This is a genomic window from uncultured Cloacibacillus sp., assembly GCF_963926575.1.
Classification (GTDB): Bacteria; Synergistota; Synergistia; order Synergistales; family Synergistaceae; genus Caccocola; species Caccocola faecigallinarum.
In genome coordinates, this window is the sequence record NZ_CAWUXW010000001.1 from 288809 (window position 1) to 314352 (window position 25544).

Genomic DNA, 25544 nt, shown 5'->3' on the forward strand with positions numbered 1-25544 from the left:
TTCACGTAATAAACTTAATAAATATATAAGTTCATAAATATGGCTCAAAAACGCCCATTAAGCGCCCGACGCACAGATACTTTTATTATCTTTTCACAAAATTGACGCATAATATAATATATAATATAATTCTATCATTATTTCCGTAATTTAAGTTTAGGAGGGAACAGACGGTGCGTAAAACGTTAATACTCGGCGTACTTGTTGGATTATTGTCAGCGGCTTCGGCCTTCGCGGCTGAGCCTGTTAAGATCGGTTATCTCGCCGCGCTCACCGGCAACGACGCAGCCTACGGAGTCGCGGAGGTCCAGTCCGCTCAGATGTACGTTACGAAGCGCAACAACGAAGGCGGCGTCCTCGGGCGTCCGATAGAGCTCGTCGTCTACGACTCGAAGTCGCGTCCCGAAGACGCGGTCAACGCCGTGCGGCGCATGATAGAGAGCGACCACGTCGTCGCGATAGTCGGCTCGAACACGAGCGGCATCAACATAGCGACGGCGGCGCTCGTCAACGAGGCGAAGGTACCGCAGATAGGCACTGCGACCACCAACCCGCTCGTGACGGTAGACCCTAAGGGCAACGTCCGCCCGTACTCATTCCGCCTTACCTTCGACGACCCGTACCAGGGATTCCTCGGCGCGGACTTCGCGCTCAAGGATCTCGGAGCTAAAACGGCCGCCGTCATCTACAACGTCGGCTCCGACTACGCCCACGGGCTGCGCGAGTATTTCATCAACTACTTCGAAGAGCACGGCGGAATGGTGATAGCCGACGAATCCTACCGTCCCGACGACGTCGACTTCAGAGCCCAGCTAACGAAGATCAAATCGAGAGACCCCGACGTCCTCTTCATGCCCGGCATGGGTAAGGACATGGCGCTCATCATCAAGCAGGCCCGCGAGCTCGGCATGAGCGACATCGCAATCCTCGGCGGCGACGGCTACGGCGAGTTCATGGGAGAGATAGCGGGCCCCGCCATCGAAGGCTGCTACTTCATCCTCGGCTCCGGCTACCTCACGAAGCCATCGCTCCAGCCGATATTCCAGCTCTACAGAGACACCTACAAGGACGAGCCGCAGGAGTTCGGCAACGTCTCGCTCGCCTACGACGCGATGGACTGGCTCTGCTACGCGATAGACGAGGCCGGCTCGACCGACGGCACCGCGATAGCCAAAGCCCTCGAAAACACCAAAGACCTCCAGCTCGCGATATCACCGCTGACGATAGACCCGAAGACGCACAACCCGTACAAGAGAATGGGCTTCGTCCTCAGAGTCAACGAAAATCTGACGGCCGTCTTCCACAAGGAAGTAATTCCCGATTAAGCGGAACTTTTCATGGATACGCAAAAGCGCCCCTAAAGGGGCGCTTTTTTGTGACGTTCGGGGACTTGCGGCGGCTGATGTGATTTTTATGTTAATCGCCATAACGGAGATACGCCGCTTTGGATTTCAGCAGTTCGCCGCAATCCTCCATTCATACAAATTCTTATGTTTCATTCATACAAATTTGCGCGTTATATTCCCATCATTTTCTGAGATGCCGCCGCGGCTTTGCCCGCCGCGCGCCCGCACGCTTGATTTTTTCTTCTCCTTTTTTCATAATTAACGCATAAGTAATTTACGTGAAAGTTAATTGTTTGCAAAGGGGGAAACGTGCGTGTTTATAGGACGAGAGAGAGAGCTGTCAGAATTTGACGCGCTGTACCGGCAGGACCGGTTTCAGCTGTTTGTGCTTTACGGGCGCAGGCGCGTCGGCAAGACGACCTTCCTGCGCGAGTTCTGCAAGGATAAGCCGTGCATCTTTTATTCGGCCGAGCAGAGCAACGACAAGCTGAATCTCGAAAAATTTTCGGCGCGCGTATTCAGCCATTACGGCGAGACAGATTTAGAGCCGTTCGCAAGCTGGGAGAAGGCTCTGCTCTATATACACCGCCGCCAGAGCGCAGAGCGGCTCGTCCTCGTTTTCGACGAATTCCCTTATCTTGCGGCTGTCAGCCCGTCCGTGCTGTCGGTGCTTCAGCACCTTGTCGATCACACGCTTAAAGACGGGAAGCTGTTCATCGTGCTCTGCGGGAGCTATATGGGCTTCATGGAAAAAGAGGTGCTGAGCGCCAAGAGCCCGCTCTTCGGGCGCAGAACGGGACAGTTGCACATGAAGCCGTTTGATTATCTGACGAGCGCGGAGTTTATGCCAGGCTTTTCAAACGAGGAAAAGCTGACGCTTTACGGAGCCGCGGGCGGAACCGCGATGTACCTGGGACTGGTGAACCGGGATAAGACGCTCGCAGAAAATATTGAGGATATGTTTCTGAAACCGACGGGCTACCTGTATGAGGAGCCGCAGCTTCTTCTCCGGCAGGAGGTGCAGGAGCCGGGCGTATACAACGCCGTGATAGAGGCGATAGCCGGGGGCGCGTCGCGCTCGGGTGAGATCGCCGCAAAAGCCGGGGAAGAGGCGGCGAAATGTCTGAAGTATATCAACACGCTCTGCGAGCTGGGGATTCTTCACAAAGAAATTCCGTTCGGAGAAAAATCCGGCTCGCGGAAAACGATTTATGCGCTGTCGGATTTTATGTTCCGTTTCTGGTTCCGTTACGTTGCGAAAAACAGGACGCTTATCGAGACCGGCGCTGGCGGCGCGGTGTGGCGGCTTCGCGTACAGCCGGATTTGAGCGTATATATGGGGCGCGTCTTTGAGACCGTCTGCCGCGATTTTATGCTGCGGGAGAACGCGGTCGGGCGTCTGCCGTTTCTTTTCACGGACATAGGCCGATGGTGGGGAACCGACCCGCGCACGCGGAAGCAGGCCGAGATTGATCTTGTGGCAAGCGACGGAAAGGATTATATTTTCTGCGAATGCAAATGGAGGAATGAGAAGCTGGATCTCGGCATGCTGCAAAATCTGAAAGACAAAGCCGCGCTGTTCGGCGAACGCTCCGAGAACGCGCGCTGCGCGCTTTTCTCGAAGTCCGGCTTCACGGACGCCGTCAAGGAGGCGGCGCGCGCGGACGAACGCCTGATGCTCTTCTCGATGGACGATTTAATGAAGTAAGGCAAAAGCGCCCCTTTCGGGGCGCTTTTGTGTGACGCTGCGTTTATTTGGCGGCGTTATTTTTTCAGCTGTCTTACGACGTCTATCACGGTGCCGTCGCGCCATTCCACTACGCCTACTATTCTGTCGGTGGTGGCTACTGGGTCGGTGGGGCCGGACATTTTTCTGGCGCGCGCGGCGAGCTCGTCCATCGGGACTATCGGGAGTCCCTTGACTTCGCCGACGGCGTCGAGCAGGTCTTTGCGGCGCGGATTTATCGTTATGCCGTATTCCGTCACGATGGCGTCGATGACTTCGCCGGGCGTCGTTACGCTGTAGACTTTGTCGGTGACGCAGGGGATGCGTCCGCGAAGAAGCGGCTGCGCTATTATCGTGAGTTTCGCGCCGGCCGCGGTGTCCTGGTGTCCGCCTGTGCCGTGGAGCAGCGCGCCGTCGGCTTCCGTGTTGACGTTCGCGTTGAAGTCTGTGTCGACCTCGGTCGCGCCGAGTATGACGACGTCGAGCATGTTGACCGCCGCGCCGCAGTTCCACGGGTTGGCGTACCAGTCTGCGGAGATCTCTATGTGGTTAGGGTTCTCGGCTATCGAGCGTACGGCGTCGAGGTCGAAGGACTGCACGTCCATAAGTTTGGAAACGAGTCCTTCTTTGAGGAGTTCGACGAAGTAGCCCGTTATCCCTCCGAGGCCGAAGCCGCCTTTTATGCCTTTGCGTATCATGGCCTCTTTCATGAAGGCGGTGACTGCGAGCGGGATTCCGCCGGCGCCGGTCTGGAACGAAATGCCGTCTTTGAAGTACGGGCTCGCTTCTATGAGCTGGGCCGCGTATTTTGAGATGAGCAGGCGCAGAGGGTCGCGCGTGACTTTCGTCGTGCCTGATACGATTCCGGCTGGGTCGCCTATCGACGGGACTTCGACGACGATGTCGGCCTTTGTCTGCGGTATGGAGACGGGCGCGGCGGGGTAGGCGACGAGGTTGTCGGTGACGGCTATCACGGTGTCGGCGTAGTCGGCGTCGGTGTAGGCGTAGCCGAGCGAGCCGCAGGCGGATTTGCCTATCGTGCCGCAGATGTTGCCGCAGCAGTCGGCTGTGGGCGCGGCGATGAAGGCGACGTCGATGTGTACGTCGCCCGCCATGACGGCGCGCGGGCGTCCGCCGTGGCTGCGCAGGACGACGGGCACGCCCATGCCGCCCTCGGAGACGAGCTGGCCTATCGGGCCGTTGACGGAGCCCATGATTTTCGTGACGACGCCGCTCTTTATGTGGTCGATGACCTTTTTGTGGACACCGAAGAGCGCCGTCGGGAAGAGCGTCAAATCTTTGATTCCGAGCTCGGCGCAGGCGTCGAGCACCATGTTTACTACGTAGTCGCCGTTTCTGAGATGGTGGTGGAACGATATCGTCATTCCGCTTTTGAGGCCGCTGGCGCGAATCGCGTCCTTGAGCGAGGGCGCGACCTTGTTGGCGCGGTCGTTGTTGAAGCAGCGGAGCTTCGCGCCGGCGATGCGGCCTTCGGGCTTTCTCGCGAAGGCTCCATCGAAGCGGCGGACTTTGCCGTAGCCCTCTATGTAGTCGGGTATCTCGCGTTTTACTGCGTTGACGGTCATTGCTGCAAACCTCCTATGCGAGCAGTCCCGCGCGGATGAGCGTGTACTCCGCTCTCTTAACTACGGGGACGTCGACCATTTTGCCGTCGACGGAGACGGCTCCCTGTCCGCGCGCCGCGGCTTCCTTGGCCGCCGCGATTATCTTCTGGGCCTTGGCTATTTCGGCTTCGGTCGGGTTGAACACGTCGTGGACTATCGCTATCTGGTTCGGGTGGATTACGGATTTTCCCGCGAAGCCGAGCTGCTTGATGAATTCCGCCTCGCGGCGCAGCCCTTCGTCGTCGGTTACGCGCGCGTAGACTGTGTCGAGCGGGTCGACGCCCGCGGCGCGCGCGGCAAAGACGAGCATGCGGCGCGCCCATTCGAGCTCTGTGCCGCTGTCGGAGCGCTCGGTGCGCAGGTCGGCGCGAAGGTCCTCGCCGCCGGGGATTATCGCGGCGACGCGCGGAGAGGCGGTCGCGATGTCGTAGGCGTTCCAGATTCCCTTCGCGGTCTCGAGCAGGCAGAAGAGCTTGAGCTTGCCCTGCGGGATGCCGTTTTTGTCTTCGAGTATGGAGAGCTCCTCGTCGAGTATCTTTACCGTCTCGGGGCCGTCAACCTTCGGCGCGCGGACGCCGTCGAGGCGCTTCATCGGGACTATCGCGGCGAGGTCCTCGCGCCAGTATTCGGTGTCGACGCCGTTGATTCTTACGGTCACCTCGCAGTTTCCGAATTCGCCCTGCTCGAGGTATCTCGACACAAGGATGCGCGCGGTGTCCTTTTCGGACATCGCGACGGCGTCTTCAAGGTCGAGTATCACGCCGTCGGAGCCGAAGAGCCAGCCGCGCGTGAGCATGTTCGGGTTGTTGCCGGGAAGGTAGAGCATCGTGCGGCGCATTTATTTCGCCCCCTTCAATCTTTTGTAGGCGGCCTCGACGCGCGCGCCGAGCACTATGTCGAGCGCGCCGTTGTCCTGCACCGTGACGGCGAGGTCCGTCGCGCCGAGCGACGCGAGCGTTTCGTTTATTTTCTTTTCCATCGCGCTTTTGAAGCGCGCGGCGCTCGCGCCCGTGATTTCTATTTTCACTCCGGCCCCTGGCGCTTCTTCGAGCGTCACGAGGCAGTCCATCGATTCAAGCGTCCCCGCCTGCGATGTCTTCATTTCGCCATTCCTCCTTACGATGTAAAAGCGGCCCGCCCGTCCCGGATTCACGGAAGGCGCGCCGCTTCGTTTATTCTACTCTAATTCTCGGTACTTTTGTACGCTAGTCATCGAAGCCTACGAGCGACGCTTCGTCCCACGCGCACATCTCGTGGACTTTTTTCTTCGCCGCTTCGAGCTTTTCGCCGGTGAACTCCGGATTTATCTTCTGAGCTATCGCCGCGGCCATGTCGATGGTCGAGGCCGCGTTCTTCTCCCAGTCGGGGTCTCCGCGGAAGTCGCGCAGCACGTCGTAGGTGAGCGTGCCGGGCCTGCTTTCGACGAGGACCTCGCCGAGCGCCTTTTCTATCTTCTGCGCCGCCTCGTCGAGGCCGAGGTATTCGAGCATCATTTTGCAGGTGAGGATCATCGCGCTCGGGTTGACCTTGTACTGGTGCGCGTACTTCGGCACGGAGCCGCTCGACGGCTCGAAGAGCGCCGTGTTGCGCCCGATGTTGCCGGAGGGCGCGAAGCCGAGGCCGCCGGTGAGCTGCGAGGCTTCGTCGGAGAGGATGTCGCCGAAGACGTTCGAGGCGACGATTACGCTGTAGTCCTGCGGGTTCTTGATGAGCCACATCGCGGTCGCGTCGGCGTTTTCCTCGATTCCCTTGATGCCGTACTGCTCGTACTCCTTCGCGATTTCAAGGAAGATGCGCTTCATCATGCCGTCGGTCTGGCGGATGACGTTCGCCTTGTTGCAGCAGTGGACTGTCTTGCGGCCCGTGGCCTTCGCGTACTCGAAGGCGGCGCGGATGATGCGCGTGCAGCCCTCTTCGGAGAATACGCGCCATGAGACGGCTATCTCGCCCTTGCCCTCGCGGAAGCGCTCCATGCCCTTGTGCAGGGAGAACATCTCTTCGGGCAACGGGAAGAATTCCACGGCGGCGTAGAGGTCCTCGGTGTTCTCACGGAACATCACGATGTCGATGTCGGGGTTCTTCGCGAGCGGCGTGCCGATGCCGGGCAGGGTCTTTGCCGGGCGCAGGTTGATGTAGAGGTCGAAGAGCTGGCGCATCTGGAGTATCGCGGACTTGAAGCCCTTGACGCCGGCCTTCGAGGTGATGGCGGCCATTATCGTCGCGTCGGTCTCTTCAATAGATTTTATCGTCTCCGGGGGAACGGTGTTGCAGCGCGGGTCGCCTTCGCCGAATTTCTTGTTCGACTTTTCCCACATGCACCAGCCGAGGTCGGCGCGGCGCCAGTTGATGGGCAGGTCTAGGGATTCGAGGACGAGCAGAGCGCCCTCCATCATGTCGAAGCCGGAGTCGTCGCCCGCCATGTAGGTTACGTCGTAGCGGTCTTTCTTTGCCTTAACCTTCATAATGTTCTCTGCCATGTCTGTTCCTCCTGTACTTTTACTTTTTGTAAGCGCGCCGCACGCGACGGCGGCGCGCGCCGCTTTTACGCCAGCCCCAGTTCTTTCTTCACGTGCGGGATGAGCCCGCCGTCGTTTATGAGTCCCTGTACGAATTCAGGATAGGGAGGGAAGGGGTATTCTTTTCCGTTTGCGATGATAACGCCGCGCTCGAAGTCGACATCGGCCTCGTCGCCCATTTTGAGCTCGTCGCAGGCCTCGGGGCAGACTATCGTCGCGAGCCCTTCGTTGAGGCAGTTGCGGTAGTGGATGCGAGCGAAGCTCTTAGCGACTATCGCCTTTATGCCGCGCTCTTTAAGGCATGTAGCCGCCTGCTCGCGGCTGGAGCCGCAGCCCCAGTTTTTGCCGGCGACTATAACGTCGCCGGGCTGCGCGTTTTTCGTGAACTCGGGGTCGAGGTCCTCGCAGGCGTGCGCCGCCATCTCGGCGCGGTCCTTTATCGTATATGTATATTTGCCGGGGAATATTACGTCGGTGTTTACGTCGTCGCCGTATTTCCAAACTTTGCCCATAACTATAGCGCCTCCCTCGGGTCTGTGATTTCGCCTCTTATCGCGGAAGCCGCGACTGTCATCGGGCTGGCGAGGTAGATGAAGCTCTCTTTGTCTCCCATGCGTCCCTTGAAGTTTCTGTTCGCCGTGCTTATCGCAGTCTCGCCGGGCGCGAGGATTCCCTCGTGGTTGCCCATGCAGGGGCCGCAGCCCGGGTTGCATATCACGCAGCCCGCGTCGAGCAGAGTGTCCAAAATTCCCTCGCGCATCGCCTGGCGGTAGACTATCCACGAAGCGGGGATGACGACGGTGCGCACCGCGACCTTGTGTCCTTTGAGTATTCCCGCCGCGAGGCGCAGGTCCTCGATGCGCCCGTTGGTGCAGGAGCCGAGGAATGCCTCGTGTATCTTCGTCCCCTTGACCTCCGTGACGGGGGCCCAGTTGTCTACCGTGTGCGGCTTCGCGACGCAGGGCACGATGCCGCCCAAGTCATAGCTGACTTCCTTCGCGTAGACCGCGTCGTCGTCGGCCCAGACGCATTCCCAGTTTGAATATTTTTCCTTGCCCTTTATCGCGTCGAGCACCTTCTGGTCGGGCTTGCAGACGGCGTTCTTCGCGCCGAACTCGACGCCCATGTTGCATATCGTCATGCGCTCGGCTATGCTCATGTCAGCGATGCCCTGCCCGTGGAACTCGACGCTCATGTAGTCCGCGCCGTCGGCCTTCACGTCGCCGATGAGCTTTAGGATGAAGTCCTTCGTTGAGACGCCGGGGTTGAATTTTCCCGTGACGGTCACCTTCATGCTCTCCGGCACCTTGAACCAGATTTTCCCCGTCGCCCAGACCGCCGCCATCTCCGTGCGGCCGATGCCGGTCGAGAAGGCCCCGTACGCGCCGTAGGTGCAGGTGTGGCTGTCGCTGCCGACCATCACGAGGCCCGGGAGCGCGTAGCCCTCTTCGCAGATTTTCTGATGGCAGACGCCGCCGCCGCTCGTTATGTCGTAGAGGTGCGGAATGCCCTGCTCCGCCGCGAACTCGCGCACTTCCTTATGGTTCACCGCGTGCGCGCTCGACGGTGCCGGTATCGCGTGGTCGAGCACGAAGCAGATGCGCTCGGGGTACTTGACCTTCTCGACGCCTATCTTCTTAAAAGCGCGCGATATCGGGCCGCCGTTGTCGTGGCTCATGCAGACGTCCGGCTCGACCGTGACGACCTCGTTCGCCCTGACCTCGTAGCCCGCGGCTCTGCCGAGAACCTTTTCAGCGAATGTCTTCCCCATAGGCTTATCCTCCTTCAGTCCGCGGCTTACTTCTCCGCCGCCACCTTGGCCTTCATGTAGTTCATGAGGCCGCCCGCCTGCATTATGTCGTTTTCGAGGTTACTGACGGCGTCGCCGTGGAAGGTTTCGCCGTTCGTAACGTCCTTTATCGTGCCGGTCGAGAGCTCGACCTCGAGCTCGTCGCCGTCCTTTATCTTTCCGGCCTTTATCGCCTCGGAGAGCCCCTTGACGAAGAGCACGGGATAGCCGTTGTTTATCGCGTTCCTGTAGTAGATGCGGCTGCACGTCTCGGCGAGGACGCACGGGACGCCCGCGTACTCGAGACAGTAGACGGCGTGCTCGCGGCTCGAGCCGCAGCCGAAGTTCTTGCCCGCGACGACGAAGTCTCCGGGCCTGACCTCCTTCGCGAAGCTTTCCTTTCCGGGATAATATTCGAAGGCGTACTGCGGCATGTTCTTCGGGTCGGTCTCCGCGAGATATTTATTGTGATAGATGAGGTCCGTGTCAACGTCGTCGCCGAAGACCCACGCTCTGCCTTTCAAAATTTCGCCCATAACGCTCTTCCTCCTCTACTTCAATATCTCTCTCGGGTCGGCGATGCAGCCGCGCACCGCCGTCGCCATCGCCGTCATCGGGCTCATGAGGTAGGTGTGGCTGCCCTTGCCGACCTTGCCGATGAAGTTGCGGTTCGTCGTCGAACAGCCGACGTCGCCCGACGGCATAGCCCCGTAGTGCTCCGCGGTGCAGAGCGAGCATGTCGGGTTCGTGAAGACTATGCCCGCGCGCAGGAAGTCCGCCGCCATGCCCTCCTCGACGCAGCGGAGCTGGACCTCCGTCGTCGCGGGCGTGATTATCGTGCGCACCGACGGGCAGACCTTGCCGCCGCCCGCCATGAGCACGTCGTGCGCCGCCTTGATGTCCTCGTAGCGCCCGTTCGAGCAGGAGCCGATATGAACCTGGTCGACGTGCGTGCCCGCTATCTCGCGCACGGGCTTCACGTTGTCAGGAGCGTCGGGACATGAGGCCATCGGTTCGAGCTCGTTCACGTCGTAATGCAGCACGCGGCAATATTCGGCGTCGGGGTCGGCCGCAAGCTCCCTGGCGAGAGTTTCGACTTCCGGGCCTGCGCGCTCGGCGAGCCATTTGAGCACTTCGCCGTTCGGCATTATGAGCGGGACCTTGCCGCTCATCTCGGTGACCATCGAGCAGAGCGTGATGCGCTCGGCCAGCGTCGCGTTTTCGATCGTGTCTCCGGTGAACTCGACCGCGAGGAAGTCCATGCCGCCCGCTCCGAGGTCGCCGACTATCTTGGTGAGCAGGTCTCTCATGCAGACGCCTTTTTTGAACTTTCCCGTAACTTCGATCTTCATCGTCTCGGGAACGCGGAACCAGTTGATGCCCGCGATATAGGATGCGGCTATGTCCGAGTTGCCGACGCCGGTCGCGAAGGCTCCGACCGCGCCCAAGAGGTTCATGTGGCTGTCCGTGCCGAGCACGACGTCGCCGGGCTTTATCATTCCGGCTTCGAGCATGACGTGCTGCCCGATGCCGTGGTTTATGTCGAAGAGGCGCGTTACGCCCTGCCGTTTGCAGAACTCGCGGATGATCTTCTGGTTGGCCGCGACCTTCTCGGAATGCGCGGGGGCCTGGAGGTCGAAGGTGAAAGCGAGCTTGTCGGGATCCCAGACCTTCGCATCCTTGCCCATCTCCTTCTCAAACTGGAGCACGACGTTCGCGCCGCCGAAGTCGCGGCATGTCGCCCAGTCTATCCTGCACCATACGCGGTCTCCGACCTTCACGGGATGGCCCGAGGCGCGCTCCATAATCTTCATTATCGACGTCTTGCCCATTGCGTTTATCCCCTTTCGCAGTCCGCGAAGATTCTTATTTCATACCGAGGAACGACTTGATCGACTCGAAATTGATGAAATCCGCCTTGTTCACCACGACCGCCTCGGGGCTGCGCAGCGTGCCGTCGCCCTCGTGCGCGTGGTTCGCGATGATGTGCCCCACCTCGTCAGGCAGTCCGTTGCGCAGCGCGATGACCGTGCCGGAGAACGGGTGACGCAGGTTCTTCCCGCAGCGCGATTTCACAGTCTCGCCCGCGCCGTTCTTCTCGTACTCGACGAGCTTGCCGACGTCGTGCAGCAGAGCTCCCGCGACGAGCAGATCGTTGTCCATGCGGAATTTTTCGTCCTTCGCCGCGTAGATGGCGTTGAACTCGTCCATCGCGAGCTTCGCTATGCGCGTAACGCCGCGGACGTGCGCGAGGTAGCTGAACGGGCAGTTCGGGATGAGGAGAGTGAACGGGATCTTGTCCATATCCTCAGGCTCCCAGCCGCCGCTTCTCAGTCCGTCCTCGATAGCCGCGACGACCTTGTCGCGCATGGCCTCGTCGTGAATCCATTCGATTTCGGGGAACAACTCCCTGATCTTCTCTTTCATGCCTTCTTCCTCCCGTTCAGTCTCTTTTGTTATTTATATGCCCGCCGCGATGCCTCTGTGCAGCGTGCGGTAAATCCTGTCTATGTGGCGCGAGGCCGCCTCGCGCGCGCGCTCCGCGTCGTGGTCGAGGATGGCGTCGTACATCTCGCGGTGCTCGTTGAGGAACGCGCCCTTGTCGTCGAGCAGGTTGTAAATCCTCTCGTGCGTCGCGAGTATCAAGTCGAAATTCATGCGCGTGATGTTGACGAATACGAAGTTGTGCGTCGCCTCCGCGAGCACGAGGTGGAAGTCGAAGTCCGCCTGAGCGCGGTCGCGCGGGAGCGCGAGATGCTCCTCCGTCGCCGTGATGACGCGCAGCAGACGCATGAGGTCCGACGGCGTCGCGCGCATCGCGCTCTCGCCGGCGATGGCCGGGTCGAGAATGCGCCGCGCCTCCATCAGCTCGAGAATAGCCGAGTCCTCGAGCTGAATCCCCTTGCGCTGGTCCTCGGCGATCTCGCGCGGCTGGCGCACGAAACGCCCTTTGCCCGCTATCGACTCTATGAGCCCGAGCAGCTCCATGACGCGGAACGCCTCGCGCAGCGAGCTGCGGCTCACGCCGAAGGTCTCCATGAGCTGGCGCTCCGAGGGCAGCGGGTCGCCCGGGAGCAGACGCCCGTCGGCGATCTCCTCCTTGAGCTTCTCCACAACCTTTTCATAAATTCTCGTAGTCTTAACTGGTGATTCCATCATTGTGAACAAACCTCCTAACTGGGTTGCCCAGTCTACTATATACCACTTTACAAGCGGCTTTGCAAGCGAATATTAAAACTCTAAATTATCCGAAAATTTAACGGCGCTTCACGCGAACAATAAATCCTACGATTTGTGAACGCGCCGCATATTCGCTCTGCGTCCGATTTTATCATACTTTCGCAAAAATTGCCGCGCCTTGCCGGACGCGGCGGGAGGGCGCGCGGTTTATGCGGTGCGCGCTAATGCACACTCTTTCACATATTGTCAGACCGGTCTTAAATTTTGCGCGCCTTCCGCGATTTCGGGCGCGGGCGCTGGATTTAGCGCCGCGCGCGGTGTACCATGAAGCGGCGGCGGAGCGCGGGAGCTTCCGCGCGCCGCTCTTAATAAGGAAGGGAACGGGACGACGATGAACATTTATGTCCGTACCAATAAATTTACGGCCGGGACGCCGGCCTTCGTCACGCAGGAAGACTTGCTCGCGCTGCGCGGCGCGCGTGTACTCGGCGTCAATCCGCCAGTGCGCGACTTCGCCTTCATGGACCTCTGGTCGAAGCCGCTCGGCCTGCTCTACCTGCTCCAGAGCCTGCGCGCGGAAAACTCCGTCGCGTTGCTCGACTGCGTATGGGAGGCGCGCGCGGGGCTGAAAACCTACGGGCGGCAGAAAACGGCCAAGCACGAAATAGAAAAGCCCGCGCCATACGCCGCGGTGCGCCGCCGTTACTTCCACTTCGGCCCGGCGCGCGAGGAAATCGCCGCGAAGCTCGCGGGCATGGAAACGCCCGACGTTATCCTCGTAACGTCGGTGATGACCTACTGGTATTTGGGCGTGAGGTGGATTATAGAGCTGCTGCGCGAAATTTTCCCTGCGGCGAAAATCGTCCTCGGCGGCGTCTACGCGTCGCTCTGCCCCGCGCACGCGGCTGCGCTCGGCGCGGACTGCCTCGTGCGCGGGCGCGCCGAGCCGGGCGCGCCATACCCCGCGATGGATCTATACGGCGCGATAGAGTACGGCGTATCGATGACGTCGTTCGGCTGCCCTTTCTCATGCGCCTACTGCGCCTCCGGTATTCTGTGGCCGCGCTACAGACGCCGCTCCCTTTCCGAAACGCTCGCCGAAATCGAATATCAGACGGCGCTCGGCGCGCGCGACATCGCATTCTACGACGACGCGCTGCTGCTCGGAAAAGAAGAATTCTTCTACCCGTTATGCCGGGAGCTCCGCGCAAGGTACGGCGGCGGGCTGCGCCTGCATACACCGAACGGCCTGCACGTGCGCCAGATAGACGAACGCTGCGCGCAGACGCTCGCCGAAAGCGATTTCAAAACGATACGCCTCTCTCTGGAAAGCATTGACCCGGAGATAGCGCGGGAAAGCTCCGACAAAGTCGCCCGCGGCGAATACGCAGCCGCGGTCAAAAACCTCCGCGCCGCCGGCTACGCGCCCGAGGACTGCGAAACATACATCATCGCGGGACTTCCTGGACAGGACATACGATCGGTGAAAGACACGATAAATTTCGTCTGGGACAACGGCGGAGTGCCAAAGCTCGCGGAGTTCTCCCCCATCCCGGGCACGCCGCTCTTCGAAGCCGCCGCGCAAAAACTCCCCGAGCTGCGCACAGAGCCGCTGCTTCAAAACAACTCCGTCTACTGCTCCTACTTCTCGCGCGACATAACGCCGGAAGAACTCCAGGAGCTCAAGGACATGACGAAGCGGAGGCTGTAATATGCGGAAATATAAGATTAAATAAATGTTTTATTGAATTGATTCTCTCAAAAGATCAAGATACATCGGCACGGTTTCCCTGTCGCCGAAATCCTCTTTTTCGTGCGCCTCCACGAAATATTCAAAGCCAAGCTTACGATAAAACTTATACGCGCCGGTCTCGGTTTTTGCGTCCACGGTAATAAAACGCGAGGCGCATTCGTTTTCAAGCGCGATTCTGCGCACATAGGCGACGATGACAGAGCCGAGCCCCGAGCGCTGAAACGATTCATCTATCGCAAGACGCGCGATTTTTGTCGCAGGATACTCCTGCATATATTTGGATTCGTCTATCAGCGCGAGGACGGTTCTTTGAAATCTTCTGTTTGAAACCGGATTGTTGTTGCAATGCGCATTATGGAATATTTTCCGTGATACTGAGCCGTTGCATATGCTCACATATCCCGCCGCCGTCCTTGCGCCGTTTCTCTCGGCTAAAAACAAGAACGTAGCGGCGAGCGATTCACGGCAATAAAGACACGCTCTCTCTTTAAGGAAACGGTCAAGCTCCTCGTTGCCGCAGGAAAACGAACCAACGGGCGATACGAGAAAATCGGGGATGACATCCCCGATTTTATATACTTCGAAATCCCGATTATTGGCCATTTTTTATATGTATAAACTTACACCGGGCGAGGCGCTCCTCAGCTTCTCTGAGCCGGCGGCTCTGTTCTTTGCCCAGAGGGCGGGGGCTCTTCACTTTCTCCGCGAAGCGGCGCGAATCCGCTTCGTCCAGTATCTCAACGTTCGTAGTAAACCTCCAGCTCATGACGCCGCCTCCTTTCTTGCTTCTTATTCACCATAGATTATATTATACGCAGCCGCCCGCTGCAAACTTTGCGGCGGAGCAGGTAATATATAAAACACACATTACAACAAAGAAAGGATGATCCACATGACACTAACGCCGCAGCTTATTGAAGACTATCTTCGCCGTCTCGCTGAGGACGAGCGCGGCGCGGCTACCATTGACAAATACCGCCGCGACCTGCTGCGCTTTTACGAATTTCTGCCGCCGGACAAGGCCGTCGACAAAGCCGTCGTGCTGAGCTGGAAGGAGCAGCTCGTCGCGCGCAAGTACGCGAGCTCCTCCGTCAACGTCATGCTCGCCTCGGTCAACGGCCTGCTCACCTTCGCGGGCCGTCCCGAGTGGCGCGCGAAGTTTCTCAAACGCCAGCGCGCGGCCTTCTGCGACGAACGGCGCGAGTTGCGCCGCGCGGAGTACGAGAAGCTCGTCGCGACAGCGCGCCGCGAAAAAAAGACGCGCCTCACGCTCATGATGGAGACGATATGCTCGACCGGCATCCGCGTATCGGAGCTCGCCTTCGTCACAGTCGAGGCCGTCCGCGCGGGGCGCGCCGAGCTCATGCTCAAGGGCAAATGCCGCCGAATACTCTTCCCGGCGGCGCTTGTACGCAAGCTCTCGCGCTACGCGGCGGAGCGGCGCATAGCGCGCGGCCCGATATTCACCGACAAGACCGGCAGCCCAGTCAGCCGCCACCGCGTATGGTACGAGATGAAAAAGCTCGGCGCGCGCGCCGGCGTGGCGGCGAGCAAGGTGTTCCCGCACAACCTGCGCCACCTCTTCGCGCGCACCTACTACGCGCTCGAGCGCGACCTTTCAAAGCTCGCAGACCTGCTCGGCCACAGCAGCGTAGAGACGACGCGCCTATACATAATCACCGCGGGCGTCGAACATCTGCGCCAGCTCGACAAAATGAAGCTGGTAATATAATTTTGCTTATGTTGAATAAGATTGATATGTGAGGTGATCGGGTAGGCGAAAATACGTATTTTTTATGAAAAACAGATAGAAAAGCGGAATATGCAGGCTTTTTTAAGAAAAAACGGGAAAGCTCCCCTATGGAATTTGTAAATCAAAATCCCCCGACGCTTTTTCGATAACCGCACAGAGGACGCGAGACCGCGGAAAACGGATGCGTGCAGCCTTTAAAGCCTTCACAAAAGCTAAAAAAATGCTATTATCTATATTGCGCACGCTTCTCATTTATATTACAATACCGTTACAAAAATTTAAAGAGCAACGTAAGCAAAATTATGTAAAGGCTCTCGCCTGAGAGTATACATAAGCAAAATTATGTCACAACAGCTCAGTTGCCTCTGTTCCTGTACCACCGTTAATGCAGCAAGCCGCGAAGCCGTGGCTGACGGCTCCGAAGCCGGGGCGTCGCGGATATGTAACAAAAAATTACATAAAGGGAAGGTGTCAGACAGTGAAGAGACTGTTGTGCTGTGTCATTATCCTCTTCACCCTGAGCGTCGTACCGCCGGCGTTCGGGGATTCTCCTTTGCCGACCTTCGACGAAGACGCCGTCCGCGTATACCCGTACATGCGCACGGGGACGCCCGACATCGAAGTCGAGCAGAAGGAAGTCAAGACGCACGAGGAATACCGCGAAGGCAACACGGGGACGGAGGAAGACCCCGCATTCTTCATCAAGACGATCAAGCTTACCGGATATCCCGTGCTTGACGAAAAGGGCGAGCTGCGAGCGATAACAGCGAAATACTGCGGGCGCAGCGTAAAAGTCCGCGAGCTTTCATCACTTACCGACGAAATCATAAACTACTGCCGCGAGCGCGGCTACACCATACCCCTCGCCGTCGTCCCCGAACAGGAGATTAAAGACGGCGAGCTCGAAGTGCGCATATACGTCGCGGAATACGACGACGTCGAGATAACCGTCAATTCGTCGGACATCTACGACAAGACGCTGAACCGCTACATTAGCTACCTCAAGCACGGCGACGTCATCACCGACCGCCGCCTCGAAACCGCGATGAACAACCTCAACGACCTCCCCGGCGTCCGGGCGCGCGCGATACTCCGCCCCGGCTCCGAGCCCGGCACGACGAAAATAGACATCGAAGTGCAGAAGCGCAAGATGTGGAACAACTACATCTTCGCGGACAACGGCGGCAGCGAATACTCGGGCCGCTACCGCTTCGGCTTCAACACCGAGATAAACAACCCATCGCGCACCGGCGATAAAATCATCGTCAGCGGCATGATAACGGACGAAGAGACCAAAAACTACAGCGTCCGCTACGAAATGCCGATAGGCGCGCGCGGCACACGCCTCGGCATAGCCTACAGCGAGACCAACTACGACTTCAACAGCTACAACTCCGGCATAATCAACCTCGACAACGTCGGAAAATCCAAAGGCGTCAGCGTCTACGGCCTCACGCCGCTCTACCGCAGCAAATCCGACCGCCTCACCCTCATCTACGGCTACGACCGCCGCGACATAGAAGAAGAACTGCGCTGGCGCAGATACGACCTCAAGCTCTACGACCGCGACAAAGACGCGGACGTCTGGCACGTCGGCCTCAGCGGCAGCCGCTACTCCGTCAACCAGTTCCTCCAGTACAGCCTCATCTACTGGTACGGCGACATATCGACCGACGGCGGGGCGTACTACGACGGCGGCTACCACAAATTCACCGCGGACATATTAAAGATATGGTACTGGGGCAAATTCAACGCGCGCGTCAGAGCCAGAGGCCAGCTCGCGAGCGGCCCGCTTGACGGCAGCGAACAGTTCTTCCTCGGCGGCATCAACGGCGTCCGCGCATACGCCAACGGCGACTACTACGGCGACTCCGCCTACACCGCCACCGGCGAGCTGCGCTACGCGCTCGGCGTCCCGGGCCTCGAGCTCGCGGCCTTCATAGACGTAGGCGCGGCGAAAGACCTCTACGCCGGCGACATATACCACCTCGCCGGATGGGGCCTCGGCCTGCGCTACTCAAAGCAGAACGACTGGTACGCGCAGTTCGACTTCGCGAGAAAAATCAACGGCCTGCCCGACCGCGACGGCGGCGACGACGACTACCGCCTCTGGTTCCAGGTCTACAAGATTTTCTAGCCGTCTTCCGTCATTCCGCGCTTCGACGCGGAATCCAGCGGCTTCAAACGCCGAAGCTCACGGGAGTCGGGAAGCCGCGCCACCGCGACGCCGCCGCCATATCGCCCCACTCTCTATGTCGCCCCAGAATGCACCTGTCTGGGGCCTCCCGCAGGGAATCGTGAGCATCTCATGTCGCCCCGTAAATTTTCTGTACGGGGCCTCCGGCAGAGAACCGTAAGGCAGGCAGAGACACGCGAGACGGCACCAACCACGGGCGGGAAACCGCGATACATAAGCCGCCCCGCACCGGCGGGGAACATACAAAATCGTAAGAGAGGAGAAAAACATAAATGATACACCAGCGCAAAATCCTTAAAGCGATAGCATACGCGATACTGCTGTGCTTCACCTCGCTCACCGGCGCGCAGCCGCTGTACGCCATACCGGCGAACACGCAGCTGCCGACACCGGGGGAACTCGGTGTTATTGGCACAGTTGATAATCCTGTATATGGCCCAGGCAATACAATGACAATTAATCAGCAAACACAGACCGCAGTCAATCGATGGGAGAACTTTTCCATCGGCGCTGACGCATCAGTCATCTTCACTGGGCCGCAAAACTTACCCAACGGCTTCAACTCCCTCAACTACGTAGCTAACGGAGGCCCGATATCCGAAATCTACGGACAGCTCACGGCGCTCGGCGGCAACATATTCATAGCCAACCCCGCGGGCGTCCAGATAGGCAACTCCGCGCAGATCAACGTCGGAAGCCTCTACGTGACGAACAAGGATATAGGAAGCGCCCTTGACGGTATAGATGAAGGGTCAACGAAAGAACAGATAATAGACGCGATACAAGGGCCATCCGTCGCGGCGACCAACGCCGAGCTCATGAGCCTCGGCGCGATAGTCAACGCGAAGAACGTCACCTTCGACGGCGGCAGAATAGTCCTCGACACAGAGAGAATATACGCCGAGCAGGACGGCGAAATGCAGAAGGTCGAAAACCTATCAGAGATACTTAACATAAAAACGACCGATACGAACAACGTCGTCCTCGGCTACGACGCGTATCAGGAGGGGACAGGCTACAACAACGCCGAAGCTAAAAAATTCTCCGTTACAAATAAAGAAGGCAAGTCTGAAACTGTCGACGGCTACATGTGGGTGCATGACCTTGACGAGCTGCAAGCAATGGACACTGACACACACAGTAACTACGCCCTCCGCAACTCCATTGACGCAAACGCGACGGCGGAAGCAACAAACCGTTTTGAACCTATCGATACATTTTATGGGAATTTTGACGGTCTTGGCTACAGCATTTTCGGACTGCATATCGATACAACTAATAATCCAGACGATTATGCAGGGCTTTTCAGTTCAACATATAAAGCGAATATCAGAAACTTCACGCTCAACGGCGGTTCGATATCCGGTGGGAAATACGTTGGCGCCGCGGTCGGTTCAGCAAGCGGCGGCATCATAGAAAACATCACAAACACCGCATCCGTCAGCGGGACAGGCGAGGGCGGAACTGGCGGCATCGTCGGCTATGCTGGCGATACGACAATGTCAGGCCTTAAAAACATTGGGACTATAAAAGGTGAAGTAAATTCCACAAACGTCGGCGGCATCGTCGGCTACATGATGGGCGGCTCGCTCTCCGGCGAGAGCTACAACCTCGGCGGCGTCACGGGCGGACATAACGTCGGCGGCATCGCCGGACAGGCGACGAACGGCGCGCATATCGGCGGCGATTCCTTCCAGATATTCAACCAGCTCAACGTCACCGGCGACTACAACGTCGGCGGCATCGCTGGCACGCTCTCCGGCGGCACGATAACCAACGCCGCGAACCACGGAAACGTCACGGCGGAAGGGCACACGACAGAGACTTACCAGTACCACAAAGGCGACGCTGCATGGATAGAGCAACCTAATGGTCAGAAGCAATTAGAAGTATATGAAAACACCATGGGATTTGTAGATGACATATACACAGCAAACACCGGCGGTATTGTTGGTAATGCAAGTAATTCTGCAATATCCGATACGGAGAACACCGGCGACGTTACGACATTAAAGACTCCTGGCGATATTGCTACCGGCACTTACTACAATGCCGGCAACGTCGGCGGCATCGTCGGGCGCGCTGAGGACACGAGGATAACTAACGCCGAAAACAAAGAAAACACCGTCGCGGGCGCGCACAACGTCGGCGGCGTCGCGGGCTTCCTGACAGGGGACTCGACTGTAAGCATCGGCGTGAACAACGGCGGCGACATAACGGCAACCGGAGCGCGCATAGACGACAACTTTGCAAGAGAAACGGTCAGAGGTGTATCAGGCGACGGCAATGAAAATTTCATCATCGGCAACATTGGGGGCGTCGTCGGCTACATCTTCGGCGATAATGCGAAAATAGAAAACTCCGGCAACCGCGGCACGGTACATTCTGCCGAAATTACCGGGAACAGCATACCGCTCACCGCGCAGGCCGCGAACGTCGGCGGCGTCATCGGGAAAATCAGCAGTGAGACCAACGGCACGCCTGAAATGCTTCAAAAAATAAAAGACGGCGAAGAAACTGCGACAGTCTCCAATTCATACAACACGGGCGACGTGCGCGGATATACGGGGGTCGGCGGAGTTATCGGGCAGATGTTCAACGGGTCCGTCTCCGGTTCTTACAATCTGGGCACGTTGAAAGCAACGCGAACGGTGGATGAGAACAGCAAGAAAAAAGAATCGCTCAATATGGGCGGAATCGTCGGCGATACGTCGGAAGAATCCGAAGCGCGCGCCATAATCTATGACGTATACAACGCGGGGCAGATAGGCGATGAAAACTTCTATTTCCGCGGCCGCCATGTCGGCGGCATCGCAGGCCGTCTCTCCGGTTTTGTCGATAAAGCCTACAACACCGGAGACATCTACAACGGCTACAGCACCGTCGGCGGGATTGCCGGATGGTGGTTCGCAGGGAAAATATCCAATGTTTTCAACACCGGCAACATAACCGTGAAGAACTTCGACGCGGAAAACAAGAGGTCGCAGGTCGGCGGCATCGTCGGCGACGCCGGAGCGGGTGCGGAAAGTCTCTCCTATGCCTACAACCTCGGCACGATAAGAAGTTTCGCGCAATATCTCTATGATTCCAAAACAGGCGGGAATGCGTATTCGCACCATGTCGGAGGTATCGCAGGAAGAATTACAAACAATCTAAAGATTGACAATGTATATACTCTTGGCAACCTCTACGCAGCTTCATTAACAGCCGCTGACGGCAATGAATACAAAAGCACAACCGAAACGCTCGGCGCAATATACGGAAGCGGAGGAGATCCAAATAATATTACCAACGCCAACTACATAACGCCGGAGAATCTGGAAAACACAGCACAGTCTAAGTTCGAAGACCTCAGCGTACAGGCACGTCTACAAGGTATCAACGTCGTTAAATACGAAGACAAGAGCAATGCCGACAAATACGAACTCAAAGATGCCAACGATAATACTCTTGTGAATAATCTTGATAAAACTAATGACTGGACCGTCAACTCCGGCGCATGGCGTCTCTACGAAGACGGTACGCCGATACTGAACGTCTTCACACCAAACATGGCCGCTACAGACGCATGGAAAGCGCAGCTTAAAGATACCGGCGCGACGGTGCAGTACGGCACCGCCTATAATCCGATGCTCACTATACTCAATCTGGAAGACGCCAACAATATAGACGGGGTTACATTCAACTGGGGCGACCTCGGGCTCTACGGCGCGGGCGGCCTTGCCGTCTACGGCGGCGGCCTGACGATTAACAACTTCGAGTCGGCGGGCGACGGACGCTACTTCGGCGGCACGATATTCAGCGACCACGCGCTCGCAATGAACGGCACAGGCACGAACTTCAACCTCGGCTCGGCCTCGAAGCTCTACGGCTCGTCGGTGACGCTCACAAACGGCGGAGACATATCGGCCTACGGCGAAATTACCTCGACGAACGGCGGTATCGAAATCACGGGCAAAAACGTTGAGATAATAGGCAGCCTCACCGCGAAGGCGCAGGGCGAGACAACCGAGATAGACGGCATCAGCGGCGCGTCGAGAGGAAGAATGGACACAACAGGCCTCAACGACCCCAACAAGCCTATGAAATCCGTCTCCGATATGTTTACATACACGACAGACAAAGCCAAAGACGATGGCAACATCACCGTCAACGCCTCCGGCGCGGCTGAGGTGCTCTACGGCAACCTCGGCACGGGAAGCGTCAGCACCGCGGGCGAATTCACCGTAAAGGGCGGCGTACAGGAAGACGGTACGCTGAACGGCGGCAGCGTCTACGTCGACAGCGACCTGACCGGCACGACGGGCGACATCAATCTGAGCGCCGGCGGCGAAGTTCTGCTCGACATCACGAATATAGCGAAGGCGAACAGCGACGGGCTGTTTGACAACGGTACAGAAGAACTGCACGCGTTCCTAGCCAACTATAAAAAGGGCGGCGTTCATAAGATAACCCTCAACAGTGCGAACGACGACGCGATAATCGCTATTGATATGTGGAATGGCAGCGCGTTCGACCTCAAACAGTATGATGACAAATATACCACTGATAACACGTTCGACAAAGCTATCCTCGGCCTCGGAGACATCGCGTCAAAGACGCACATCTGGATAAGCGACGCAGACCAGCTCAAAGGCATACAGGAATATGCGGAAGCGCACTCAGGACAGACTGACATTCTCGGCTACAACTTCGCGCTCAAGGACAACATCGACGCGACGGCTCTGACGGACTACAAAGAGATAGGCGGAGATGACGGCTTCTCCGGCACGTTCGACGGGCGCGGCTTCCGCATCATCGGGCTGAACGCTTCGGCGACGGACGCGGACAGCGCGAGCTCCGGCATATTCAGCACGCTCAGCGGGACGGTCAAGGACCTCCGCGTCTACGCCTCGAAGTTCTTCGGCGGCGACAACGCCGGAGTAATAGCCGCGAACAATAAAGGCACGATAACCGGCGTCACGACCTTCGGCAACCGCGTCGAAGCCGAGCACGCGGGCGGCATCGCGGGAACGAACGCGGGAACGATTGAATCGAGCGCGGCCTCCGACTCCGTCATAACGAACGGCGGCACGGCGGGCGGCATCGCGGGGACGAACACCGGCACCGGCACAATCGGCGCGATGGAAGGCACCTTCGTCACAGCCGAAAGCGCGGTAACGTCCGACACTAACGGCAATGCGACAGCGATCGGCGGCGTTGTCGGCAAAAACGAAAATAGCGGAAAAGTATACCTCGCCAACAGCCTCGGCGTAACGAACGGCGAAGGCGTCGATAAGGTCGGCGGCATCGCGGGCGACAACAGCGGCGAGATGTACAGCCTCTACAACGAAAGCGTCGTGACGGGAAAAGATAACGTCGGCGGCGTGGCGGGAACCAACAGCGGCAATATAACCAACGCCGTCAACACGACCGGCATAACCGCGACGGGCGATTACGCCGGAGGCCTCGCTGGCGTCAACAGCGGCACGATAGACAGCGGCCGCAACACCGGCACCATCAACGGCAAGGACTACGTCGGCGGCATGGTAGGCGCGAATAAGAAAGGCGGTATGCTTGAAAATCTCTCGAACGCCGTCACCGCGGCTATATTCGGCAGCGCCAACGTCGGCGGCATCGCGGGGACGAACTCCGGGACGATAACGAGCGACAACAACCTCGTCAACGAGGGTACGGTCTACGGCAATCAGTACGTCGGCGGCATCGCGGGCGTCAACGAGCAGGACGGCGTTATAGAGAAAGTCACAAGCGAAACGCTCGTCCTAAAGACGGCAGACGGAACGAACGCACAGTACTTCGGCGGCATCGCGGGACAAAACAAAGGCATAATAACCGACGCGACGAACGAAAGCAACGTAGAAGCCAAGGACGCGACATACGTCGGCGGCATCGCCGGGGAGAACACAGAGACAGGATGGCTGACAGGCAGCCTCGTCAACAACGGCGACGTGACGGGACTGAGCAACGTCGGCGGCCTCGCGGGTGAGAACAACAACAGCAGCCTGCTCAAGGGCAGCGCGGACAACCCGCTCCGCGTCACGAACAACGGCACGATAACGGCGACGGACGGCGGCGCGGGCGGCATCTTCCACACCAACACGGGAGACATCGAATACGCCGTGCTGACGAATAACGGAACGATTATCGCAACGGGCGAGAACGAGAACACAGGCGGCCTCTTCGGTTACAACAGCGGTAATATCGCTAACTCCACGCTCGCCAACAGCGGCGAAGTCAACGGCGGCGCGAACACCGGCGGCCTGATAGGATACAACACCGGTACGCTAACCGGCGGGCGCGGGACCGGCGAGAACGGCATGACGCTCTATAAGTATCAGATTTACAACAACGGCGCGGTCAGCGGCACAGACAACGTCGGCGGGCTTATCGGCCATAACGCCGAAGGCGGCGCGCTCTACGCGGGCTACAACACCGGAGCTGTCACGGCGACGGGAAATAACGCAGGCGGCATCGCGGGACAGAACGACGGAAGCGTCAGCAGCGTCTTCAACACGATAATGACGGCGTTCGAGAACGGCGCGACCGTCTACGGCGAAGTCACCGGCGCGTCGAACGCCGGCGGCCTCGTCGGATTCAACGCGGGTACGCTGACCGACGGCTACAACACGACGGGCGTGTCGGGCGGCGGCAACGCGGTCGGCACGAACACGGGCGTTATAAGCAGAGTCTACGCGACGAACACGACCGGCAGGCTGATAGACATCAACAAAGGCACGGCGTCGAACGTCTACACCTTCGCGGCGGGCGACGGAAGCGCGCGGTTCGTCTCCGAGGCCGAGAGAATGTTCAGCCGCTTCTACAGCGGCTTCGGTTTCGGCTCGGCGTGGAAGAACTACGACGGCTGGTCGACGCCGATGCTGAAGGTGTTCCTGACTCAGGCCGGATACAGCGCGGACACGGAGCTCGTGCAGACCGGCTATCCGATGAGCCTGCCCATCAAGGGCTACGTCGTCGCTGGCGACAACCTGATAGCCTACTACAAAGCAAACGCCCTGCTCGTGGCGCTCGCGAATACGGAGCTCGGCGAGGACTATCTCGCCTTCTACTCCACGCAGATTGCGGCGAGCGGCGAGGGCGCGCTCTTCAACCCGAACAACCTCGGCTACGACATCGACGTGAGGTACAGCATCGTACCGCTCTTCGAGCACAACGCCGGCTACCTGCACTGGCTGCACCGCGGCGGCGACCGCGAGCGGAATTTCCGCGAGCGCAAGGCGGAGATATATTTCCACGAGGGCGGCATGGTTCACGAAGAAGCTCTGTAACTCACGGCGCACCAACCTCCAGGCCGTCCGTCCCGCGGGCGGGCGGCCTTTTCGAAAAACAGGCGGCGGAGGCGGAATCCCCGCCCCGCCGCTTCGATTTCCGTAAGCGCGGACGGCGTGAACCTGTAGTTTGAAGCACCGGATATTTTTGTCGCGCCCCGCGCGGGCGCGTGAGTTGAAACGCTTATGTTGCACGCAAGCGCTTTACGGTGCCGGAGCGGCTTTATCGCCGCTCCGGTTTTATAGTGACTCACAAAGAAATACGGCCGCATCGTCATGCCGGGCTTGACCCGGCATCCAGCGTCTTTGAATACCGTCAAGCAGCGAAATCCGGAGCCGCCGGCCCTCGCGTCGGAACGCGGGGCGACGAAGT

At 58.6% G+C, this 25544-nt stretch carries 18 protein-coding genes; 6 read left to right on the forward strand and 12 right to left on the reverse strand.

The window, feature by feature from the left end; all coding sequences use genetic code 11:
- Positions 1–173 precede the first annotated feature (173 nt).
- Complete coding sequence (locus ABGT66_RS01345) at positions 174–1325, forward strand: ABC transporter substrate-binding protein (RefSeq protein WP_294193724.1); 1152 nt, start codon at positions 174–176, stop codon at positions 1323–1325.
- 334 nt (positions 1326–1659) lie between these two features.
- On the forward strand, positions 1660–3054 hold the full coding sequence (locus ABGT66_RS01350) for an ATP-binding protein (protein WP_346688293.1): 1395 nt from the start codon (positions 1660–1662) through the stop codon (positions 3052–3054).
- Between the two features lie 56 nt (positions 3055–3110).
- On the opposite strand, the gene citF is transcribed toward ABGT66_RS01350, so the two are convergent.
- From citF to ABGT66_RS01400, 10 genes are all read right to left on the reverse strand, one after another.
- Positions 3111–4658 carry a citrate lyase subunit alpha gene (citF, locus tag ABGT66_RS01355; RefSeq protein ID WP_346688294.1) on the reverse strand — a complete coding sequence of 516 codons (1548 nt, stop codon included), beginning with the start codon at positions 4656–4658 and terminating at the stop codon, positions 3111–3113.
- 13 nt (positions 4659–4671) lie between these two features.
- A complete protein-coding gene (locus ABGT66_RS01360) occupies positions 4672–5535 on the reverse strand; it encodes an aldolase/citrate lyase family protein (RefSeq protein ID WP_346688296.1) in 864 nt (287 codons plus the stop codon).
- On the reverse strand, positions 5536–5799 hold the full coding sequence (gene citD / locus ABGT66_RS01365; protein ID WP_346688298.1) for a citrate lyase acyl carrier protein: 264 nt from the start codon (positions 5797–5799) through the stop codon (positions 5536–5538). It lies immediately after the preceding gene.
- Positions 5800–5902: 103 nt separating this feature from the next.
- A complete protein-coding gene (locus ABGT66_RS01370; protein ID WP_346688299.1) occupies positions 5903–7174 on the reverse strand; it encodes an isocitrate/isopropylmalate family dehydrogenase in 1272 nt (423 codons plus the stop codon).
- A gap of 65 nt (positions 7175–7239) precedes the next feature.
- Positions 7240–7725: a 3-isopropylmalate dehydratase small subunit gene (locus ABGT66_RS01375; protein ID WP_346688301.1), complete on the reverse strand. Its 486-nt coding sequence runs from the start codon at positions 7723–7725 to the stop codon at positions 7240–7242.
- Positions 7726–7727: 2 nt separating this feature from the next.
- Positions 7728–8984, reverse strand: a complete 1257-nt coding sequence (locus tag ABGT66_RS01380) for a 3-isopropylmalate dehydratase large subunit (protein ID WP_346688303.1) — start codon at positions 8982–8984, stop codon at positions 7728–7730.
- 26 nt (positions 8985–9010) lie between these two features.
- Positions 9011–9538, reverse strand: coding sequence for a 3-isopropylmalate dehydratase small subunit (gene leuD, locus ABGT66_RS01385; protein ID WP_346688305.1), 528 nt, complete (start codon positions 9536–9538; stop codon positions 9011–9013).
- Between the two features lie 15 nt (positions 9539–9553).
- A complete protein-coding gene (locus ABGT66_RS01390; protein ID WP_346688307.1) occupies positions 9554–10834 on the reverse strand; it encodes an aconitase/3-isopropylmalate dehydratase large subunit family protein in 1281 nt (426 codons plus the stop codon).
- Between the two features lie 34 nt (positions 10835–10868).
- A complete protein-coding gene (locus tag ABGT66_RS01395; RefSeq protein ID WP_303148136.1) occupies positions 10869–11429 on the reverse strand; it encodes an HD domain-containing protein in 561 nt (186 codons plus the stop codon).
- A 33-nt stretch (positions 11430–11462) separates the two neighbouring features.
- On the reverse strand, positions 11463–12161 hold the full coding sequence (locus ABGT66_RS01400; RefSeq protein ID WP_300262217.1) for a FadR/GntR family transcriptional regulator: 699 nt from the start codon (positions 12159–12161) through the stop codon (positions 11463–11465).
- A 412-nt stretch (positions 12162–12573) separates the two neighbouring features.
- On the opposite strand from ABGT66_RS01400, the gene ABGT66_RS01405 reads away from it, so the two are divergent.
- Positions 12574–13893: a B12-binding domain-containing radical SAM protein gene (locus tag ABGT66_RS01405; protein ID WP_346688309.1), complete on the forward strand. Its 1320-nt coding sequence runs from the start codon at positions 12574–12576 to the stop codon at positions 13891–13893.
- 30 nt (positions 13894–13923) lie between these two features.
- Here ABGT66_RS01405 and ABGT66_RS01410 read toward each other — a convergent pair whose 3' ends face one another.
- Positions 13924–14538 (reverse strand): GNAT family N-acetyltransferase, encoded by a 615-nt coding sequence (locus tag ABGT66_RS01410; protein WP_346688311.1) that lies wholly within the window; start codon positions 14536–14538, stop codon positions 13924–13926.
- The gene (locus ABGT66_RS01415) at positions 14528–14701 is read right to left on the reverse strand and encodes a hypothetical protein (RefSeq protein WP_346688313.1); all 174 of its coding nucleotides are present in this window, start codon (positions 14699–14701) and stop codon (positions 14528–14530) included. Before ABGT66_RS01415 ends, ABGT66_RS01410 begins: the two co-directional genes overlap by 11 nt.
- Positions 14702–14827: 126 nt before the next feature.
- Here ABGT66_RS01415 and ABGT66_RS01420 point away from each other — a divergent pair, with 126 nt between their 5' ends.
- From ABGT66_RS01420 to ABGT66_RS01430, 3 genes are all read left to right on the forward strand, one after another.
- Positions 14828–15667: a tyrosine-type recombinase/integrase gene (locus ABGT66_RS01420; RefSeq protein ID WP_346688314.1), complete on the forward strand. Its 840-nt coding sequence runs from the start codon at positions 14828–14830 to the stop codon at positions 15665–15667.
- A 574-nt stretch (positions 15668–16241) separates the two neighbouring features.
- Positions 16242–17825, forward strand: coding sequence for a ShlB/FhaC/HecB family hemolysin secretion/activation protein (locus ABGT66_RS01425; protein WP_346688316.1), 1584 nt, complete (start codon positions 16242–16244; stop codon positions 17823–17825).
- A 332-nt stretch (positions 17826–18157) separates the two neighbouring features.
- Entirely contained in the window at positions 18158–25171 is a 7014-nt protein-coding gene (locus tag ABGT66_RS01430) for a filamentous hemagglutinin N-terminal domain-containing protein (RefSeq protein WP_346688318.1), read from the forward strand.
- The last annotated feature ends 373 nt before the right edge of the window (positions 25172–25544 follow it).

Bases quoted from the DNA above. Each gene is read 5' to 3' on its own strand.
- ABGT66_RS01375 (WP_346688301.1), bottom strand. From the start codon at position 7,725: ATGGGCAAAGTTTGGAAATACGGCGACGACGTAAACACCGACGTAATA.
- ABGT66_RS01410 (WP_346688311.1), bottom strand. From the start codon at position 14,538: ATGGCCAATAATCGGGATTTCGAAGTATATAAAATCGGGGATGTCATC.
- ABGT66_RS01415 (WP_346688313.1), bottom strand. From the start codon at position 14,701: ATGAGCTGGAGGTTTACTACGAACGTTGAGATACTGGACGAAGCGGAT.
- ABGT66_RS01360 (WP_346688296.1), bottom strand. From the start codon at position 5,535: ATGCGCCGCACGATGCTCTACCTTCCCGGCAACAACCCGAACATGCTC.
- ABGT66_RS01380 (WP_346688303.1), bottom strand. From the start codon at position 8,984: ATGGGGAAGACATTCGCTGAAAAGGTTCTCGGCAGAGCCGCGGGCTAC.
- leuD (WP_346688305.1), bottom strand. From the start codon at position 9,538: ATGGGCGAAATTTTGAAAGGCAGAGCGTGGGTCTTCGGCGACGACGTT.
- ABGT66_RS01395 (WP_303148136.1), bottom strand. From the start codon at position 11,429: ATGAAAGAGAAGATCAGGGAGTTGTTCCCCGAAATCGAATGGATTCAC.
- ABGT66_RS01420 (WP_346688314.1), top strand. From the start codon at position 14,828: ATGACACTAACGCCGCAGCTTATTGAAGACTATCTTCGCCGTCTCGCT.
- ABGT66_RS01370 (WP_346688299.1), bottom strand. From the start codon at position 7,174: ATGGCAGAGAACATTATGAAGGTTAAGGCAAAGAAAGACCGCTACGAC.
- ABGT66_RS01400 (WP_300262217.1), bottom strand. From the start codon at position 12,161: ATGATGGAATCACCAGTTAAGACTACGAGAATTTATGAAAAGGTTGTG.
- citF (WP_346688294.1), bottom strand. From the start codon at position 4,658: ATGACCGTCAACGCAGTAAAACGCGAGATACCCGACTACATAGAGGGC.
- ABGT66_RS01390 (WP_346688307.1), bottom strand. From the start codon at position 10,834: ATGGGCAAGACGTCGATAATGAAGATTATGGAGCGCGCCTCGGGCCAT.
- ABGT66_RS01405 (WP_346688309.1), top strand. From the start codon at position 12,574: ATGAACATTTATGTCCGTACCAATAAATTTACGGCCGGGACGCCGGCC.
- ABGT66_RS01430 (WP_346688318.1), top strand. From the start codon at position 18,158: ATGATACACCAGCGCAAAATCCTTAAAGCGATAGCATACGCGATACTG.
- citD (WP_346688298.1), bottom strand. From the start codon at position 5,799: ATGAAGACATCGCAGGCGGGGACGCTTGAATCGATGGACTGCCTCGTG.